We start from the raw sequence: 16,828 nt of genomic DNA on the forward strand, positions 1-16,828 counted from the left end.
CTAACGTCTCCCCTCGCCGGGGAGGAAATTGCCCCTTGGACCGTGGGGAACGCGGGGGCGTCGACAAGCAAGGACGGACTCCGCTCGAAAGAGCGGAGCCCGTCACCGTGCCGGGAAGGCTTAAACCTTCATGGAACCCGTAGCCAGGAAGCGCTGGTGGAAGGCCAGGGCGGTGTCCAGGTCGTGCGGGGTCTGGTGGAACTTGGACTTGTTGGCACGCTCCACGTACTCCTCGAGCAGCGGACGGTAATCCGGGTGCGCGATAGAGATCATCTTGGCCACGCGATCACGCGGAGCCAGGCCGCGGAGGTCGGCGACACCGTACTCGGTGATAACAACCATGGCGTCGTGCTCGGTGTGGTCGATGTGGGAGGCGAACGGGACGATGGCGGAGATGTCGCCGCCCTTCGCATCAGCCGGGGAGATGAAGGTGGAGATGCGGGCGTTGCGGGTGAAGTCGCCCGAGCCGCCAATGCCGTTCATGATGCGCTGGCCGGCGACGTGCGTGGAGTTGATGTTGCCGTAGATGTCGGCCTCGATCATGCCGTTGGAGGAGATCAAACCAACGCGGCGGATAACCTCCGGGTGGTTGGAGACCTGCAGCGGGCGGGTGATGATGTACTCGCGGTAGCGCTTGGCCTCGGCGTTCATCTTCTCCGCGTACTCCGGGGAGAGGGAGAAGGAGGTGGCGGAGGCGACGGTCATCTTGCCAGCGTCGATGAGGTCGACCATGCCGTCCTGGATGACCTCGGTGTAGGCCTCGATCTTCTCGAACTTGGAGTCCAGCAGGCCAGCCATCACGGCGTTGGGGACGTTGCCGACGCCGGACTGCATGATGTAGTTGTCATACGTCAGACGGCCGCCCTTGACCTCACCCTCCAGGAAGTCGAGGAAGTAACCGGCGATCTTCTTGGACACATCATCGATCGGCTTAAAGGGGGCGTTGCGGTCGGGAGCATTGGTCTCCACAATCGCGACAACCTTGCTGATGTCGATGTCGATGTAGGTCTTGCCGATGCGGTCACCGGAGTTGATGATGGGAATCGGGGTGCGGTTCGGCAGGTGCTGAATACGGTAGATATCAGCCATGCCCTCTAGGTCGAGGGACTGCCACTCATTGACCTCGATGATGATCTTTTCAGCGGCATCCAGGTAATCGACGTTATTACCAACACCGGAGGACGGAATGAGGTGGCCTTCTTCGGTGATGCGGGTGGCCTCAACCACGGCCACGTTCAGCGGGCCGAAGAAACCATGCTCCACGTACTGGCCCGAGTGGGACAGGTGAATATCCTGGTACTTCATCTCGCCGGCGTTGATGGCGTTACGCATGATCGGGTCAGACTGGTACGGCATGCGGTAACGGATGGCACCGGCCTCCGCCATCACACCGTCACAGTCCGGAGCGGTCGAAGCGCCGGTGAAGATATCCACCTGGTAAGTATCGCCCTTAGCCTGTGCCTCCTTGGCACGCTTGGCGATCGCGGTCGGGATTGCCTTCGGGTAAGCGGCGCCGGTGAACCCGGACATGCCCACCTTGTCACCGTTATCGATGAACTGTGCCGCCTCATCTGCGGACATGACCTTGCCGCGCAGCTGGGCGTTGGCGATCCGATCGGACATAAAGTACCTCCTGGGAACGGGGCCGGCTACTGGGCCCACGGTATGCATTGGGGATGATGTTCACCTCGGGCGCGCGCACGAGACCACGTGATCCATCATTGTGACGACCACGGGTGGCGCACGCCGTTTAGTTACGTTGACCACATTAGCGGACATTCGCGCAGTTACGCCGCAAAGCTGGCGGCAATGTGAAATCCTACGAATCCTGCAAGGTCAATCGACTGAAGTTTGGGTTCCACTACCCCCGCGGGGGAGAATAAGGCCTGTGACTGTTGCAATCGGCCCCCTGACGTTGAACTCCCCCGTCGTCCTCGCCCCCATGGCCGGGGTAACCAACGTGGCCTTCCGCTCCCTCTGCCGCGAGCAAGAGGTGGAAAAGACCGGGACCGTCTCGGGCCTCTACGTCTGCGAGATGATCACCGCCCGGGCCTTGGTCGAGCGCAATGAGAAAACGCTCCACATGACAACCTTCGCTCCTGACGAAAATCCCCGCTCGATGCAGCTGTACACGACCGACCCGTTGTACACCTACAAAGCCGCGAAGATGATCGTGGACGAGAACCTCGCCGACCACATCGATATGAACTTCGGCTGCCCCGTTCCCAAGGTGACCCGGCGCGGCGGCGGCTCCGCAATCCCGTATAAGCGACGCCTCTTCGCCTCCATCGTCGCCGCTGCCGTCAAGGCCACAGAAGGCTCGAACATCCCCGTCACCGTGAAGTTCCGCGTGGGCATCGACGACGAGCACCACACGCATCTCGACGCCGGACGGATCGCCGTCGAAGAAGGCGCGGCCGCCGTGGCCCTCCACGCGCGCACCGCCGCGCAGCGCTATTCCGGTGCCGCTGACTGGTCCGAGATTTCCCGCCTGGTGGAACATCTCGACGGCTCCGGCGTCCCCGTCTTCGGCAACGGCGACATCTTCAGCGCCGACGACGCTCGCCGGATGATGGATGAAACCGGCTGCGACGGCATCGTCGTCGGCCGCGGTTGCCTCGGGCGCCCCTGGCTGTTCGCCGAGCTCTCCGCCGGTCTGCGCGGCGAGGAGCTTCCTCCGCAGCCGACGCTCGGCGAGGTCACTCGCATCATCATGCGCCACGCTGAACTTCTCGCCGCCCACGATGGCGAAGAGCACGCCTGCCGCGACCTACGCAAGCACATGGGCTGGTACCTGCGTGGTTTCCCTGTCGGCGGCGAGGTCCGCTCGGGACTGGCCAAGATCACCTCGCTGGCGGAGCTGAGGGGCATGCTCGAGCCATGGAGCGGGTCTACGGCAGTTGCGGACGACGCCGAGGGTCCCCGCGGCCGCCAAGGTTCCTCCGCCAAGGTGGCACTGCCCGACGGCTGGTTGGATGATCCTCAAGACGAAATGGTTCCCTCCGCCGGTGCCGAGGCAATGAACTCCGGAGGGTAAGCGCACACTTAAGTGCTCATCAAGAGGCGGAATGCTCGGCGACCTCCTATGCTAGACGCATGCGCATCGCCTTTCGAGAGCACCTAGACAACTTCGCCCATGATCTCATCATCATGTGCGATTCGGTACATTCCATCATGTCTAATGCCTCGGACGCGCTGCTCAGGGGATCACTGGAGTCCGCTGAGGACGCCCTGTCTTCCGCCGATGCCCTTGAAGAACTGCGGGTTCGATCGGAAGAGCGCGCCGTGCAGCTCCTCGCCCTTGAGGGCCCCGTCGCCCGCGATCTCCGCCAGGTTGTCTCCTCCATCTACATCGTGGAGGATTTCCAGCGCATGGCAGCCCTGGCAATGCACATCGCCAAAGCTGCGCGCCGCCGCCACCCCTCCCTGGCCATCCCCCAGGAGACGGTGGGTTACTTCCAAGAGATGGCCCGCCTCGTCTCGGAGATGGCCACCAAGACCCGCGACATCCTCGTTGACCCCAACGCCGACGTGGCGCTAGTCCTCGCCGAAGATGATGACGCCGTGGATGACCTCAACGAGTACATGCTCACCCTGCTCACCCAGCGTGAATGGGCGCACTCTACCCGGGAGGCTGTCGACGTCGCCCTGCTGGCCCGCTACTACGAGCGATACGCCGATCACTGCGTCAACGTCGCCGCTCGCATTGTCTACCTCTCTTCCGGCCTCATGCCGGAGCAATACTTGGCTAAGAAGGAAAGCGACCGCGCGGAGGCGGATATGGCGCAGCGCTTCGCGGAGTTGGAGCGGCAGTTTTCGCGGCGTCGCCAGTAAAACTCCACAAAAGACCCGCCCGGCGAACTAACAAGCAGTTCGCCGGGCGGGTCTTTTGTAGGGCGCTTTATCCGAAGCGGCCAGCGATGTAGTCCTCGGTCTCTTTCTGATCCGGGTTCTCGAAGATCTTCTTCGTGTCCCCGAACTCCACGAGTCGGCCCGGCTTACCGGTGGCCTCGAGGGAGTAGAAGGCGGTCTTGTCAGAGACGCGGGCAGCCTGCTGCATGTTGTGCGTCACGATGACGATGGTGAAGTCCTCCTTGAGCTCGTGAATGAGGTCTTCGACTGCCAGGGTGGAAATCGGGTCCAGAGCCGAGCAGGGCTCGTCCATGAGGAGTACTTCCGGCTCTACGGCGATCGCGCGGGCGATGCACAGACGCTGCTGCTGCCCGCCGGAGAGACCGCCGCCGGGCTTATCCAGACGGTCTTTGACCTCTTCCCACAGGTTCGCGCCGCGGAGTGACTTCTCGGCGACCTCCTTGAGCTTCTTCTTGTTCTTCTCGCCCGAGAGGCGGAGGCCGGCGACTACGTTGTCTTCGATGGACATGGTCGGGAAGGGGTTCGCCTTCTGGAACACCATGCCGATGGTGTTGCGCACGGATACTGGATCGACCTTGGACCCGTAGATGTCCTCGCCGTCGAGAAGGATCTCTCCCTTGACGTAAGCGCCGGGGATGACCTCGTGCATGCGGTTGATGGAACGAAGGACGGTGGACTTACCGCACCCCGAGGGGCCGATGAAGGCAGTCACGGCCTGAGCCGGGATCTGCATGTTGACGCTCTGCACGGCGTGAAAGTCGCCGTAGTAGATGTTGACGTCATTGAGTGCAAGCTTGGACATCGTCTAACTCCTGTGAACTTGTGCTTCGAGTCTTGGGGTGCGGTCGCGCTACTGCTTGACCGAGAACTTCGCGGAAATAACGCGGGCGCCAATGTTGAGCAGCGCGATGATGAGGACCAAGGTGAGGGCAGCACCCCAGAGCTTGTCCAGGACTGCCGGGGAGGTACCGGCCTTGTACATGTCCAGCATCATGAGGGGCAGCGAGGACATCGGACCATTGAAGGGGTCCGGGTTGAGGGCCTGACTGGATCCCACGAGAATAAGGACCGGTGCGGACTCGCCCATGACGCGGGCGATGGCCAGCATGACACCGGTGACGATGCCCGACAATGCCGTCGGGAGGACGATTTTCACGATGGTCTTCCACTTGGGCACACCCAGCGCGTAGGACGCTTCCCGCAGGTCCATGGGGACGACGCGGAGCATTTCTTCGGTGTTGCGGATGATGACTGGAACCATGAGGATCACCAGCGACAAGGACACGGCCATGCCAGAGCGCTGGAACCCGAACAGCGTGATCCAGGTGGTGAAGACGAAGAGCGCGGCCACGATCGAGGGGACACCGGTGAGGATGTCCACCATGAAGGTGGTAATGCGGCCCAGACGATTGCCGTTGGAGTACTCCACCAGGTAGATCGCGGTGAAGATGCCAATCGGGATGGACAGGACGGAGGTGATTCCCGTCTGGATCAAGGTTCCCTGGATAGCGTGGAGGGCACCGCCGCCGGGGTTGTGGTACATGACGCCCTGCTGGGAGCGGGTCCACCAGTCGAGCGTGAGCAGCGGGGAAATACCGCGGGAGATGACTTCCCACAGCACCCAGATCAGCGGGATCATGGCGATGGCCATGGTGGCGTACACCAGCACGGTCGCGATGGTGTTGGTGGTCTTGCGCCCCTGCGAGATGTGCGAGAAGGAGCTGACGGAACCGAGCTGGTTCGAGCCCGGGGTGAGTGTATCGACGTTGCTAGTCATGGTGTTTTCCTCCGCCTACTTCTTCGAGACGATCGATCGGGCAATGGAGTTCACCACGAAGGTCAGGAGGAACAGCACCAGACCCGCGGCGATGTACGCGCCAGCGCGGATATCGTCGTTGAACTCGGGGGCAGCGTTAGCGATCGCGGTAGCGAAGGTCGTGCCGCCATCAAACAGAGAGAACCGGAAGGCCGAGGAGGGCGAGACAACCATGTAGAGCGCCATAGTCTCACCGAGCGCGCGCCCCAGGCCGAGCATGGATCCGGAGATGTATCCGGACAGGCCAAAGGGCAGGACCGTCATGCGGACAACTTCCCACCGGGTCGCGCCCAAAGCCAGGGCAGCTTCGACCTGGCCCTTGGGGGTCTGGATGAACACCTCGCGTGCCGTGGCGGCGATAACCGGGAGGATCATCACTGCGAGGACGATGCCACCGGTCATGATGTTGCGGCCGGTCGCGAACGAGGGAGAGTTGGCGTAGGTGGTGAAGAGGAAGAAGCCCCCACCCCAACTGTGGATCCATTCGTAGAACTTCTGCAGCGCCGGGCCGAGCACCTGCCAGCCCCAGAGGCCGTAGACAATCGAAGGGACGGCGGCCAGCATATCCACCAAATATCCGAGCGGCTTGACCATCCGGCGCGGCGCGTAATTGGAAAGGAACACCGCGATACCCAGGGCAACGGGCATTGCAATGAGCAGCGCGACCACTGAGATAAGCACGGTGACGGCGAAGAGGTTCGGGATACCGAACTGCATCGCCTCGGTGTTGGAGGTATTCCACTGGCCGGAGTAGGTGAAGAAGCCGAGCCAACCATCCGCGTTGCGGTTGAGAGAAGGAACGGCCCGCCAAACCAGGAAGGCGCCGATTGCCGCGATGATGACGGTGATCAGGGTGGCAGAGGAGGTGGCGAGGAACTCGAAGAGCCGGTCGCCGGGACGCTTGACTCCGCCTCCATCTTTGACGATGGGGGCATCTGGTTGGGAGGAGTTGCCGAGGGTGGCCACGGTATGTGGGACTGCCGATTGCTCGGAGCTGGTCACCTGCTCATCCGCGGTCGGACGGTTGCTTGCCATGAGGCACAGATTCCTTTGAATTGGAGCGGGGAAGGAGATGGCGGGGCACCTGGTAAGTGACGCGCCAGCGCCCCCGAGTGCGAAAGTGAACGCTATCGGGGGCTGCGACGTGGTGGAGAGGGACCAAGCTTGCAGTGCCTTCTCCACCTGGCCGGGGCAGCGGTTCACGTCCCGCTATGTCCGGCCAGAGGCGAACTTACTGAATAGCCTCGACAGCCTCGACCAGACGATCGTGGTGGGTGCCGGTGACCGGGATGTAGCCCAGGTCAGCCAGCCCCTCGTCCTGGTTTGCCAGAGCGACCGTCAGGAAGTCCTTGACCTGGTTGGAGGTGTTCTCGTCGTAGCCAGCGGAGCAGACGATCTCGTAGGTGGTCAGAATCAGCGGGTAGGAGCCAGCGTCGGTGGAACCGAAGAGAGCCTCGGTGTCGACGACCATGTCGTGTCCGGTGGACTTGAACTCCAGGTTGTCCAGTGCGATACCAACGGAGTCGGTGCTCAGCTCGACGGGACCGGACCCGAAATCAAGGTTGGCGATGCCAAGTTCCTGCTGAGTGGCGAAGCCGGACTCGACGTAGGTGATGCCGCCATCGATCTGGCCGACCTGAGTGGTCACACCGTTGGAGCCGTTAGCACCCTCGCCCACGGCGGAGGGGAACTGCTGACCGGTGGTGTCCCACTCCTCGGGAGCCGCAGCCTTGAGGAACTTCTGGAAGTTATCAGAGGTGCCGGACTCATCGGAGCGGTAAACCACGGAAATGGCGGTGTCGGGGAGCTCAACGCCCTCGTTCTCAGCGGCGATAGCCGGATCGTTCCACTTGTTGATCTCGCCCTTGAAGATCTTGGCGACAGTCGGGATAGACAGATTTACGTCATCCACACCGTCGAGGTTAAAGGCGATTGCAACCGGACCGATAACGAAGGGCAGGTGCCAAGCGTCGTTGCCACCGCAGCGCTCAGCTGCCGGGCCAACCTGATCTGCGGACAGCGGGGAGTCAGAGCCAGCGAACTTAACTTGGCCGCCAATGAAGTTGGTGCGGCCCGAGCCGGAACCGGACGGGGTGTAGGCGAGGGAGGCAGCGTTGTTGGTAGCACCCTGGTACTTCACGTTGAAGTAGTCCATCGCGTTTTGCTGCGAGGATGCGCCCTCGGCGACGAGCTGGCCGGAAGCACCCGACAGGCCTTCCACGGGGGCGCCACCGGTGGCAGAGCCAGCGCCGGAAGTACCGCTTTCAGATTCAGAGCAGGCGACGAGGGCGGCGGAGCCGGCAGCAACGAGGCCGATGACGGCTGCAGTGCGCTTGAAGTTGCGGGTCACGGGGGAACCTTTCCGGTCAAGATCAGTTGGTAGTAGTCCGAGCGTGGCTGTGATCACAGTGGAAATCCCCGACAATTTTCAGCCGGGGAACCTGTCAGTTGCTCACAGAGAACAAACCTAAAGGGCGTCGGTTAACCCAAGGACCTGATCAGATGAACGGATCGTTAACACTTCGCAAGATTCAGAATAACTTTCTTGTCGCGGACGCTTTTCTGAGATACGCGTCACGCGGATTGGGGTACGGAGTAGACCACATGCGCTTCGACAACGTCAAAGCCGAGGTGATCGTAGGCCTTTACTGCTGCCTCGTTATCAGCTTCCACGTATAGGACGACCCGATCCGCTCCCTTGCCCGCCAGGTGCTCCAGCCCGACACGTAGGAGGGGGTCACCCAAGCCGCGCCCGCGGAACTCGGAGGACAAACCCACCACGTAAACCTCGCCGAAGGCCGGTGAGACTTCCGTGTGCCACTTGGTCCAGTGGAAGCCGGCCATCTGCCCGTCGGGGGTCCACAAGAACAGCACGTCGCGCGGCGAGAACCACTCCGCTTCCTGCGCGCGGCTGAGCCGAGAGCGATCCCAGCCGCCCTGCTCGGGATGCCAGGAAAACGCGTCATTGTTCGCCGCTAGCCACTTCGCTTCGACGTCGTCGCGTCCCCATTTGGCGATAGATTCTTCCAGGTTGAGGGGGTAGACGTCGTCGCGACCCTGGTAAGAGGCCACCGTTGCCAGGGCCTCGCCTTCCACCGCCATCACCAGCAGGCGCCGCGTGGGCACCCGATCGAAGGCCGCTGCAAGTGCCTGCGCCGCCGGGAGGTCACCGTGCGCCCACACGTCTGCTTCCCCCGCCGAGGTCAGCAGGGCTGCACCCACGCCTGCGCGCCGCCGAGCGGGGTCCACCACCATCTCGAAGGCGGAGCCGTCGAAGGCGGCGACGCCGAGCACCTCCTCCTCGTCGACGGCGACGTGGTGGAGGTGACCCAGGCGGGCGTCGATAAGCCCGAGCAGGAACTGCTCCGACAGAGGTGCCACCCCGTCGATCTCGGTGGCCCGATCGGCGAGGTCGCGGACGCGGGCGGCGAGGTCGGGGTGGTCGGGCAGGCGAAGCGTCTCAATGAACATGAGATACAGGGTAGGCGCTGGTAGATATAGAGAGGTGTCGATACCTCGTCTGCCCCTTATTCTCCTCACCGCTCTGGCGGTGATTCTCGGCGGATTGTGGCTGGTCGACACCGTCGCTGCTAGTCGCGTCGAGCGGCGGATTTCCTTCGCCGTGGAAAACGCCGCGAACCTGGAGACAAACCCCCCGGTGTACGTCGGCGGTGTGCCCTACCTGTCAGCGTTGGTCACCGACGAAATTCCCTATGTGGAGGCCCGTGCGCTCGACGTCGATGTCGAAGGTTTGGGCATGATCAACGTAGCAACTCGCTATGAGAAGATCGCGGTCTCGCCCGGCCAGGTTCTCTCGGGCGATATCTCGGGATCGAAGGCGGAGAAGCGCTCGCGGTCGATCAGCCTCGATGGGGTAGCTCTCGGGCAACTCATCGATATGACGGACCTCGATATTTCCAATCCGTATAACATCTCGCCCGCCGGCGGCACGGAAGCGGAAGCCCAGCTCATCGGCACTCCCCCCGGCTTCACCGAGCCCGCCACTGTCATCGTCGACCTGCGGCTGGAGGGGTCGATGTTTTACATGACCCCCATTGAGCTTGTCGACGCCCCCGTCGGCCGCGAAGACGACATACTCGAGGCCTTCACGTACTCACTGGATACCCTCAAGCTTCCGCTGGGCGGGCGCGCCGCCTCGGTCGCCCTCGGCGGCGGTTCCATCTACTTCCAGGCAGAACAGCACAACGTCAAGGTGCAAATGCGCGGGCTCTCCCCGATCGCGGTGGACAGCGACAAAGATTAATGCACCCGAATGAAGTCGCGGAGCACCCGGCGCCACGTGCGTGAGCTGACGGGATAGGCTTCGCGCGGGGCGAAGACTTCTAGGGCATCGGCATGTGAGGAGAGTTCTGCGCGTTGGAACTCGCCCGCGTACTCCCCGTCGGCTTGAAAGCGCTGCTTGGTGGGGCAGGACATGGTTACCTGGGTGACGTCATCGAAGCGGACCGTGCGCTTTTCCAACCAGTCCCCGATCACCCGGCGATGCCCAAATCCGACCAGATGCAGCATGCTCAGGATCCCCCGGAATCCGCGCGTATCGGTGATCCCGAACAAGCCGAGACCGTGCTCGAAGGAGTTACGCGGATTAGTCACTACCGGCAGTGGCCCAAGGAACGTCCACGGGTTGGTGTTGGAAGCAACGAACATCGGCACGTCGTTGAGCTCTAGCCGCTGTCCCTTGGCATCGGTGGCTACCACGTCGATGCGGGGCGGTTGACGGCGCGCACGCATCCACACCTGGGTGGCCGTGTTCAGATAGCGCAAGGGGGTAGCGGCGAAACCCAGGCGGCGGGCCTCATCGACGCGGGCGATCACGTCGGCATCGATACCAAAGCCAGCGTTGACGGCAAACCAGCGCTCGTTCCACGTGCCCAGGTAGATCGTGCGCCGTAGATCCGCGCGCAGGAGCGTGACCAGCATCGTTGTCGCGGCGACGGGGTCCGGCGGGAATCCCAGGGCACGCGCGAAGACATTGGCCGAACCGGTGGGAATGACCGCAACTGCCGGCAGCGTCTGCGGGGTGGGAGTGCCTGAACCCGCGGGGCCCAGCAGCCCGTTAATTACCTCGTTGACGGTCCCGTCCCCACCGACCGCCAACACCAGGTCCCATTCCGCGCGGGTCAGGCCCCGGCAGATCTCTTCCGCGTGCCCGGCGTGGTGAGTGAACACTCCCCGCACGCGCAGCCCCCGTACCGAACGCAGCTGAGGAATGATACGCCGAAAGAGGCCATCCGTCTGGGTGGTCGAATTCGGGTTCATAATCAGCAAGACGCGCACGGTGAGTCAGCCTAGCTGGACAACTACTAGGCTGGGGCGCATGACTCAAGAGCACGAAGACACACCCCCGAACTCCCCGGCCGACACTTTGAGCGGTAGTGACGCCGTTAACCTCGCCGCCGAGCAGTCGAAGACGACGAGCCAGCGCAACATTCCAGCCCTGGATCTTGGCGAGATCCCCGTCGGCGATGACACCGCTAACCTGCGCTATGGTCCGAACTTGCACGATGGGCTCCTCGCCCTATTGCCCCTCGTTGGTGTGTGGCGAGGCGAAGGTCAGGCAGATACCCCCGATGGCCAGTACGCCTTCGGCCAGCAGATCATCTTCGCCCATGACGGCGAGAACTACCTCACCTACGAGTCCCGCATTTGGAAGCTCAACGAAGAAGGCGAGCCCGTTGGCGCCGACCACCGGGAGTCCGGATTCTGGCGCATTTCCCTCAGCGACGAGATCGAGGTGACGTGCACGAATTCTGCGGGAGTTGTCGAAATTTTCTACGGCGAGCCCCTCAACGAGCGCGCCTGGCAGCTGGAATCCGCCTCTACGATGGTCACCTCCACCGGCCCCGAATCCCTCGGCCCGGGCAAGCGCCTCTACGGCCTTATGCCCAACAACGACCTCGGCTGGGTGGATGAGCGCCTAGTGGATGGTCAGATGCACCCGCGGATGTCGGCGCAGCTGCATCGCGTGGCCGGCTAGCGGCCCAACGCTTTATCCATGAGCTCCCGGATCTCAGCCTCGTGTTTGGGGCTGGGCACTGGGAGCTTCACGCCATCCAACTGGGTGATGCGCGTGGCCACCCGGACGGAGCTGACGAGCCAGACCGACTCGGCGTCGTAAAGCCTTTCTAAGGTGATGTCCTTGGTTTTGCACCGCCAGTCGTGGCGCTCGGCGTAGTCGAAGAGTGCCGCTTGGGTGGTGCCGGGCAGAATGTCCGGGCCGGGCGTCGGTGTGCGGAGTTTGCCGCCCTTGCGGACGGTGACCACGGTCGAGGTGGCGCCCTCAAGAACCTTCCCTGATTCCGGGTCGAGGTAGATGACGTCGTCGAAACCTTGCGCGCGGGCGTAGCGCTGGGCGGCCATGTTAGCGGCGTAGCTCAGCGTCTTCGCTCCGACGATGAGCCAGGGCGCTGGAGGCTCATCCGAATCTTCCGTATGGAGAGAGTAACCGCGGTGAGCCGTCATGACTTTGATGCCCGTCTCGCGCTGGGCCACTACCTGCTCGTCGATGCCGCGCACCGTCAGCCAGGCCGAGGGAATGCCGGTGGATTCGCGGCCGCGCGTGTACGTCCACACACAACGGGCGTCCTCGGTGGACTGGGCGGTCCATTCCGCCACCGCCGCCGCCGTCGCCTCCGCCCACTGAGCTACCCCAGGGTCGGGCAAGTCCATGAGTTCGGCAGAACTCCGGAAGCGGCTCATGTGACGGTCGAAGTTAGCTGCCCGCCCCTGCCGCACCAGCAACGTCTCAAACACTCCGTCGCCGCGAGTGACGGCGGCGTCGTCCCAGTACACCATCGGTAGCGTGGGATTATGCCGCCGAATGGACCCCCCAAAGGGCTCGATGACATAGATAATCGGGGCAGAGGACTTCATGACCTTCGATTATGCCTGGTTTCACGCGCTACCATCGCGAGTGTGACCTCTGACTCCGCAACTTATCGTTCCCCCCTCCTCGACTACCCCGGCGCCGCCCCCGCCCAGGGGCCCGATTCCTCCGTCGATTCCGCAGGTGTCGCATGGCATTACGGCGATCCGCTGGGCGAGCAGCGCGGCGCGGTCGTGATCGATCGCTCCCACCGGGGGGTGATCCGGGTCAGCGGCGCGGACGCCGCGGTATTCCTTAATAATCTGCTCTCCCAAAAGCTTGACGACGTCCCGCCCGGCTTCGCCGCCGCCGCCCTCGACCTGGACATCCAGGGTCACGTCCTCCACCACGCGGACGTCCTTCGCGTGGGCGAGGATTTCTACCTCGATCTCCCTTCCGCCCAGGCGGCCACCCTTCTGCCGTTCCTGCAAAAGATGATCTTCTGGTCGCAGGTCACGGTCGATGCGGCGGACGTCGCCGTTCTCACTCTCCTCGCACCGCTTATCGACGTCCCCCTACCCCCCGCCGTCCTCGCCTTCCGCGAGGTGGCTTGGCCCGTTGGTAGGCGAGACCTGTTGGTGGAGCGTTCCTCCCTCGTCTCGGTGGTGGAGGAGCTGCTGGCCAGCGGTTACCAGCTGGCTGGCCTCATGACGTTTACTGCTGCCCGCGTCCGTGCCCTGGAGCCCGAGCTCGCCGCCGACTTGGACCACAAATCCATTCCCCATGAGGTTCCCGCCTGGATCGGCCGCGGCACCTCCCCCGGTGCCGTTCACCTGGAAAAGGGCTGTTACCGCGGGCAAGAAACCGTCGCCCGCGTAGAAAACCTCGGACGCTCCCCTCGCGTGTTGGTCATGCTGCAACTCGACGGCTCCGCCCCCACCTTGCCCGCCCCCGGCGCTGATATCACCACCGCTAGTGGTGGCCGCACGATCGGCCGCCTGGGCACGGTGGTTCACGATCACGACTTCGGACCCATTGCGTTGGCCCTCGTCAAGCGCAGTGCCCTGGGTGGTGAGCTCCGCATCGGTGATGTCGCCGCCCTCATCGACCCCACCTCTCTTCCCGTCGAGGAAAACGAGCAGGCGGGCCGCGCGGCAATCAACCGATTGCGTGGCGATTCCTAGCTCTCTCGTTTACCCCCGGCTCACCCCATTATCGACGCACCCATCATCTGTATTTCCTTATAGATCTACCAGAATGGCAGCTCAGGGGTGCGGTGAGGACTTTTACGTTGGTACAGGCTATTGTGTTCTACAGGAATACACACAGACGTAAAGCCGATGGGGCATCCGAATTCCCTGGATTGCCCTCACATACCTCAAGGGGGTCAGGCCATGGGACGCGGTCGCGCGAAGGCAAAGCAGACCAAGGTTGCACGCCAGCTCAAGTACAACACGCCCGAGATGGATCTGGACTCGCTCCAGCGAGAGCTTTCCACGCAGAGCCCTCGTCAATCCTCTTCCGATGATGACGAAGACTATTCCGACGACGACCAGTACGTCGACTACGCACACTGGTCCGATGACGAGGAAGATGTGAGCGCACCTTCACGCCGCGCTCGCTGATAGCCTGTCTGGCTCAGCACGCTTTTCCACCAACGCCGCACCCTCTCCCCTTTCCTGGGAGGGTGCGGCGTTTGTGGTGTGCGCTTAGAAGCCGGGGTGCTCGCCGATGAGGTTGACGCGCTCGTTCTCCCCTTCACCGGCTGGACGGACCTCGCCAAGCACCCAGGCGTCGATGTGACGAGCGGCCAGCATGGCGAGCGCGCGATCGCGGTCCTGCGGTGACACTACGGCGACCATTCCGACACCCATGTTGAAGGTCTTTTCCATCTCCTCGCGCGATACCTTGCCCAGGTCAGCGATGGTGCGGAAGATCTGCGCCGGCGTCCACGTGCCACGGTTCATCTCCGCGACGACACCTTCGGGCATGATGCGGACCATGTTGCCGGCCAAGCCACCACCGGTGACGTGGCAGAAGGTGCGCACTTCGCACTCCGCCGCGAGTGCCAGGCAATCCTTGGCGTAGATGCGGGTGGGCTCGAGCATTTCCTCGCCCAGTGTGCGGCCCAGTTCCTCAACGTAGCCATCGAGCGGCAGGCCAGCCTTTTCCAAGAGGACGTAGCGAGCCAGCGAGTAACCATTGGAGTGCAGGCCCGAGGAGGCCATGCCGATGATGACATCACCGGCGCGGACCCGATCCGGACCTAACAGCTCATCCGCTTCGACGATGCCGACCGCCGTGGCGGAGACGTCGTACTCCCCTTCAGCCATGAGGCCAGGGTGCTCCGCGGTTTCGCCACCGAGGAGGGCACAACCGGCCTGGATACAGCCTTCGGCAATGCCAGAGACGATTTCGGCGACATGCTCGGGGACAACCTTGCCGATAGCGATGTAGTCCTGCAAGAACAACGGCTCAGCACCGCAGACGACCAGGTCATCCACGCACATGGCTACCAGATCGATGCCAATCGTGTCGTGTTTGCCCATCGCTTGGGCCACAGCCAGCTTGGTACCCACGCCGTCGGAACCCGCCGCCAACAGGGGCTCCTTGTACTTGCCCAACGCAAAGAGGCCGGCGAAGCCACCCAGGCTGCCCCGGACTTCGGGGCGGGTGGCCTTCTTCGCCAGCGGAGCGAATAGCTCAACGGCACGGTCACCGGCTTCGATGGAGACGCCGGCGGCCTCGTAGGACGCACCCTGGCCGTTGTTACCCTGGTTCTCGCTCATAAGTCTCGTGTCTCTTTCGTGTTTAATTCTGGGCCTTGAGCAGATTATCAACCAGCTCCGCGTTGGGGTTTCCTTGGGGAAGCCCCAACGGGTACTTGCCATCGAAGCAGGCGCGGCACAACTGATCGGACGCCTGCTCCGTGGCTTCCACCATCTCCTCGATGGAGACGAAGCCAAGGGAATCCGCACCGATCGCACTACGGATCGATTCGACCACCGCCGCCTCGTTATCATCGCTGCCGGTCACGGCGTTGGCGATGAGCTCACCCGGCGAAGCAAAGTCGATGCCATAGAAACAGGGCCACTTCACCGGCGGCGAGGCGATGCGAACGTGCACCTCCGCCGCGCCCGCCTCCCGCAGCATGCGGATCAGGGCGCGCTGCGTGTTGCCGCGCACGATCGAATCATCGACCACGATGAGCTTCTTGCCAGCGATGACCTCGCGCAGCGGGTTGAGCTTGAGGCGAATACCCAGCTGGCGCAGGGTCTGCGACGGCTGAATGAACGTGCGCCCGACGTAGGCATTCTTCACCAGGCCCTGGCCGAACGGAATCCCGGACTCCCGGGCGTAACCAACGGCGGCCGGGTTTCCAGACTCGGGCACCGGAATGACGATGTCACCGTCGGCCGGGAACTCACGAGCCAGACGGCGACCAATCTCAATGCGCGTCGCATTGACCGAACGCCCACGGATCACCGAATCCGGGCGGGCAAGGTAGACGTACTCGAAGATGCAACCCTTGTGATCGGTCTCGGCGAAGCGGATGGTCCGCACCCCGGATTCGTCAATAGCCACCAGCTCACCGGGCTCGATCTCACGGACGAAGGCGGCACCAACGATGTCCAGCGCACACGTCTCGGAAGCAACGACCCATCCCCGGTCAAGACGCCCCAACACCAACGGCCGCACGCCCTGGGGATCACGAGCCGCGTACAACGTATGCCCATCCGTAAAGGTCAAACAGAAGGCACCCTTAACGCGGGGCAGCAGGGCCCGAGCGGCGTCGAGAACCGAACGACCCTCCGCCACGTCTTCCGCCAGCAGCGCCGTAATAGCGGCCGTATCGGAGGAGACGACCGCAGGATCGATGAGGCCACGTTCCGCAGCTTCATCATGCAGCTCCACATAATTAATGAGGTTGCCGTTGTGCCCCAGAGCCACATCCGTCCCATCGGGGGAAGTGCGGAACATCGGCTGGACGTTTTCCCACTTCTTACCCCCGGCGGTGGAATAACGAGTGTGCCCGATCGCTACGTTGCCTTGCAGAGCGTCCAGCGAGCTTTCATCAAAGATCTGCGACACCAGACCCATGTCTTTGAACACCACGATGCGCTCACCATCGCCCACCGCGATACCGGCTGCCTCCTGGCCGCGGTGTTGCAGGGCAAACAGTCCGAAATAGGTCAGCTTGGCCACTTCCTCGCCGGGAGCCCAGACTCCGAAAACCCCGCATTCCTCACGGGGCTCGGTCTCACCTTGGTCATCGAAGTCGGCCCTGGAGGGATCCATGAATACCACGTGCC

General features: G+C 63.0%; 16 protein-coding genes. 6 read left to right on the forward strand and 10 right to left on the reverse strand.

Annotated features, from left to right (window positions below; genetic code table 11):
- Nucleotides 1-120: 120 nt before the first annotated feature.
- Nucleotides 121-1,623: a succinyl-CoA:acetate CoA-transferase ScpC gene (gene scpC, locus CATRI_RS11045; protein WP_290217542.1), complete on the reverse strand. Its 1,503-nt coding sequence runs from the start codon at nucleotides 1,621-1,623 to the stop codon at nucleotides 121-123.
- Between the two features lie 265 nt (nucleotides 1,624-1,888).
- Between scpC and dusB the strand changes: the two genes are divergently transcribed.
- Entirely contained in the window at nucleotides 1,889-3,037 is a 1,149-nt protein-coding gene (gene dusB / locus CATRI_RS11050; RefSeq protein ID WP_290217543.1) for a tRNA dihydrouridine synthase DusB, read from the forward strand.
- A gap of 59 nt (nucleotides 3,038-3,096) precedes the next feature.
- Nucleotides 3,097-3,834 (forward strand): phosphate signaling complex protein PhoU, encoded by a 738-nt coding sequence (phoU, locus tag CATRI_RS11055; protein WP_047253764.1) that lies wholly within the window; start codon nucleotides 3,097-3,099, stop codon nucleotides 3,832-3,834.
- A 67-nt stretch (nucleotides 3,835-3,901) separates the two neighbouring features.
- Here the strand turns inward: phoU and pstB are convergent, their stop codons facing one another.
- From pstB to mshD, 5 genes are all read right to left on the reverse strand, one after another.
- Nucleotides 3,902-4,675, reverse strand: coding sequence for a phosphate ABC transporter ATP-binding protein PstB (pstB, locus tag CATRI_RS11060; RefSeq protein ID WP_290217546.1), 774 nt, complete (start codon nucleotides 4,673-4,675; stop codon nucleotides 3,902-3,904).
- Nucleotides 4,676-4,723: 48 nt separating this feature from the next.
- Entirely contained in the window at nucleotides 4,724-5,650 is a 927-nt protein-coding gene (gene pstA / locus CATRI_RS11065) for a phosphate ABC transporter permease PstA (RefSeq protein WP_290217548.1), read from the reverse strand.
- 15 nt (nucleotides 5,651-5,665) lie between these two features.
- Entirely contained in the window at nucleotides 5,666-6,724 is a 1,059-nt protein-coding gene (pstC, locus tag CATRI_RS11070; protein WP_290217550.1) for a phosphate ABC transporter permease subunit PstC, read from the reverse strand.
- A 196-nt stretch (nucleotides 6,725-6,920) separates the two neighbouring features.
- Nucleotides 6,921-8,039, reverse strand: coding sequence for a phosphate ABC transporter substrate-binding protein PstS (gene pstS, locus CATRI_RS11075; RefSeq protein WP_290217552.1), 1,119 nt, complete (start codon nucleotides 8,037-8,039; stop codon nucleotides 6,921-6,923).
- A 224-nt stretch (nucleotides 8,040-8,263) separates the two neighbouring features.
- Nucleotides 8,264-9,160 carry a mycothiol synthase gene (gene mshD / locus CATRI_RS11080; RefSeq protein ID WP_290217554.1) on the reverse strand — a complete coding sequence of 299 codons (897 nt, stop codon included), beginning with the start codon at nucleotides 9,158-9,160 and terminating at the stop codon, nucleotides 8,264-8,266.
- 34 nt (nucleotides 9,161-9,194) lie between these two features.
- Here mshD and CATRI_RS11085 point away from each other — a divergent pair, with 34 nt between their 5' ends.
- Nucleotides 9,195-9,953, forward strand: a complete 759-nt coding sequence (locus tag CATRI_RS11085) for an LmeA family phospholipid-binding protein (protein WP_290217556.1) — start codon at nucleotides 9,195-9,197, stop codon at nucleotides 9,951-9,953.
- Here CATRI_RS11085 and CATRI_RS11090 read toward each other — a convergent pair.
- Nucleotides 9,950-10,987, reverse strand: a complete 1,038-nt coding sequence (locus tag CATRI_RS11090; RefSeq protein ID WP_290217559.1) for a diacylglycerol/lipid kinase family protein — start codon at nucleotides 10,985-10,987, stop codon at nucleotides 9,950-9,952. The two genes, CATRI_RS11085 and CATRI_RS11090, sit on opposite strands and share 4 nt — an antisense overlap.
- Nucleotides 10,988-11,027: 40 nt before the next feature.
- Here CATRI_RS11090 and CATRI_RS11095 point away from each other — a divergent pair, with 40 nt between their 5' ends.
- Nucleotides 11,028-11,687: a heme-binding beta-barrel domain-containing protein gene (locus CATRI_RS11095; protein WP_290217560.1), complete on the forward strand. Its 660-nt coding sequence runs from the start codon at nucleotides 11,028-11,030 to the stop codon at nucleotides 11,685-11,687.
- Here CATRI_RS11095 and CATRI_RS11100 read toward each other — a convergent pair.
- Nucleotides 11,684-12,583: an aminodeoxychorismate lyase gene (locus CATRI_RS11100; protein WP_290217562.1), complete on the reverse strand. Its 900-nt coding sequence runs from the start codon at nucleotides 12,581-12,583 to the stop codon at nucleotides 11,684-11,686. The two genes, CATRI_RS11095 and CATRI_RS11100, sit on opposite strands and share 4 nt — an antisense overlap.
- 33 nt (nucleotides 12,584-12,616) lie before the next feature.
- Between CATRI_RS11100 and ygfZ the strand changes: the two genes are divergently transcribed.
- Both ygfZ and CATRI_RS11110 read left to right on the forward strand, forming a co-directional pair.
- Nucleotides 12,617-13,699 carry a CAF17-like 4Fe-4S cluster assembly/insertion protein YgfZ gene (ygfZ, locus tag CATRI_RS11105; protein WP_290221155.1) on the forward strand — a complete coding sequence of 361 codons (1,083 nt, stop codon included), beginning with the start codon at nucleotides 12,617-12,619 and terminating at the stop codon, nucleotides 13,697-13,699.
- A 210-nt stretch (nucleotides 13,700-13,909) separates the two neighbouring features.
- Nucleotides 13,910-14,140: a DUF3073 domain-containing protein gene (locus tag CATRI_RS11110; protein ID WP_290217564.1), complete on the forward strand. Its 231-nt coding sequence runs from the start codon at nucleotides 13,910-13,912 to the stop codon at nucleotides 14,138-14,140.
- Nucleotides 14,141-14,224: 84 nt separating this feature from the next.
- Here CATRI_RS11110 and purM read toward each other — a convergent pair whose 3' ends face one another.
- Together purM and purF are read right to left on the reverse strand one after the other, a co-directional pair.
- Nucleotides 14,225-15,304, reverse strand: coding sequence for a phosphoribosylformylglycinamidine cyclo-ligase (gene purM / locus CATRI_RS11115; RefSeq protein ID WP_290217566.1), 1,080 nt, complete (start codon nucleotides 15,302-15,304; stop codon nucleotides 14,225-14,227).
- A 22-nt stretch (nucleotides 15,305-15,326) separates the two neighbouring features.
- The gene (gene purF, locus CATRI_RS11120) at nucleotides 15,327-16,814 is read right to left on the reverse strand and encodes an amidophosphoribosyltransferase (RefSeq protein ID WP_290217568.1); all 1,488 of its coding nucleotides are present in this window, start codon (nucleotides 16,812-16,814) and stop codon (nucleotides 15,327-15,329) included.
- Nucleotides 16,815-16,828 lie beyond the last annotated feature (14 nt).

Source organism: Corynebacterium atrinae (assembly GCF_030408455.1).
Classification (GTDB): domain Bacteria; phylum Actinomycetota; class Actinomycetes; order Mycobacteriales; family Mycobacteriaceae; genus Corynebacterium; species Corynebacterium atrinae.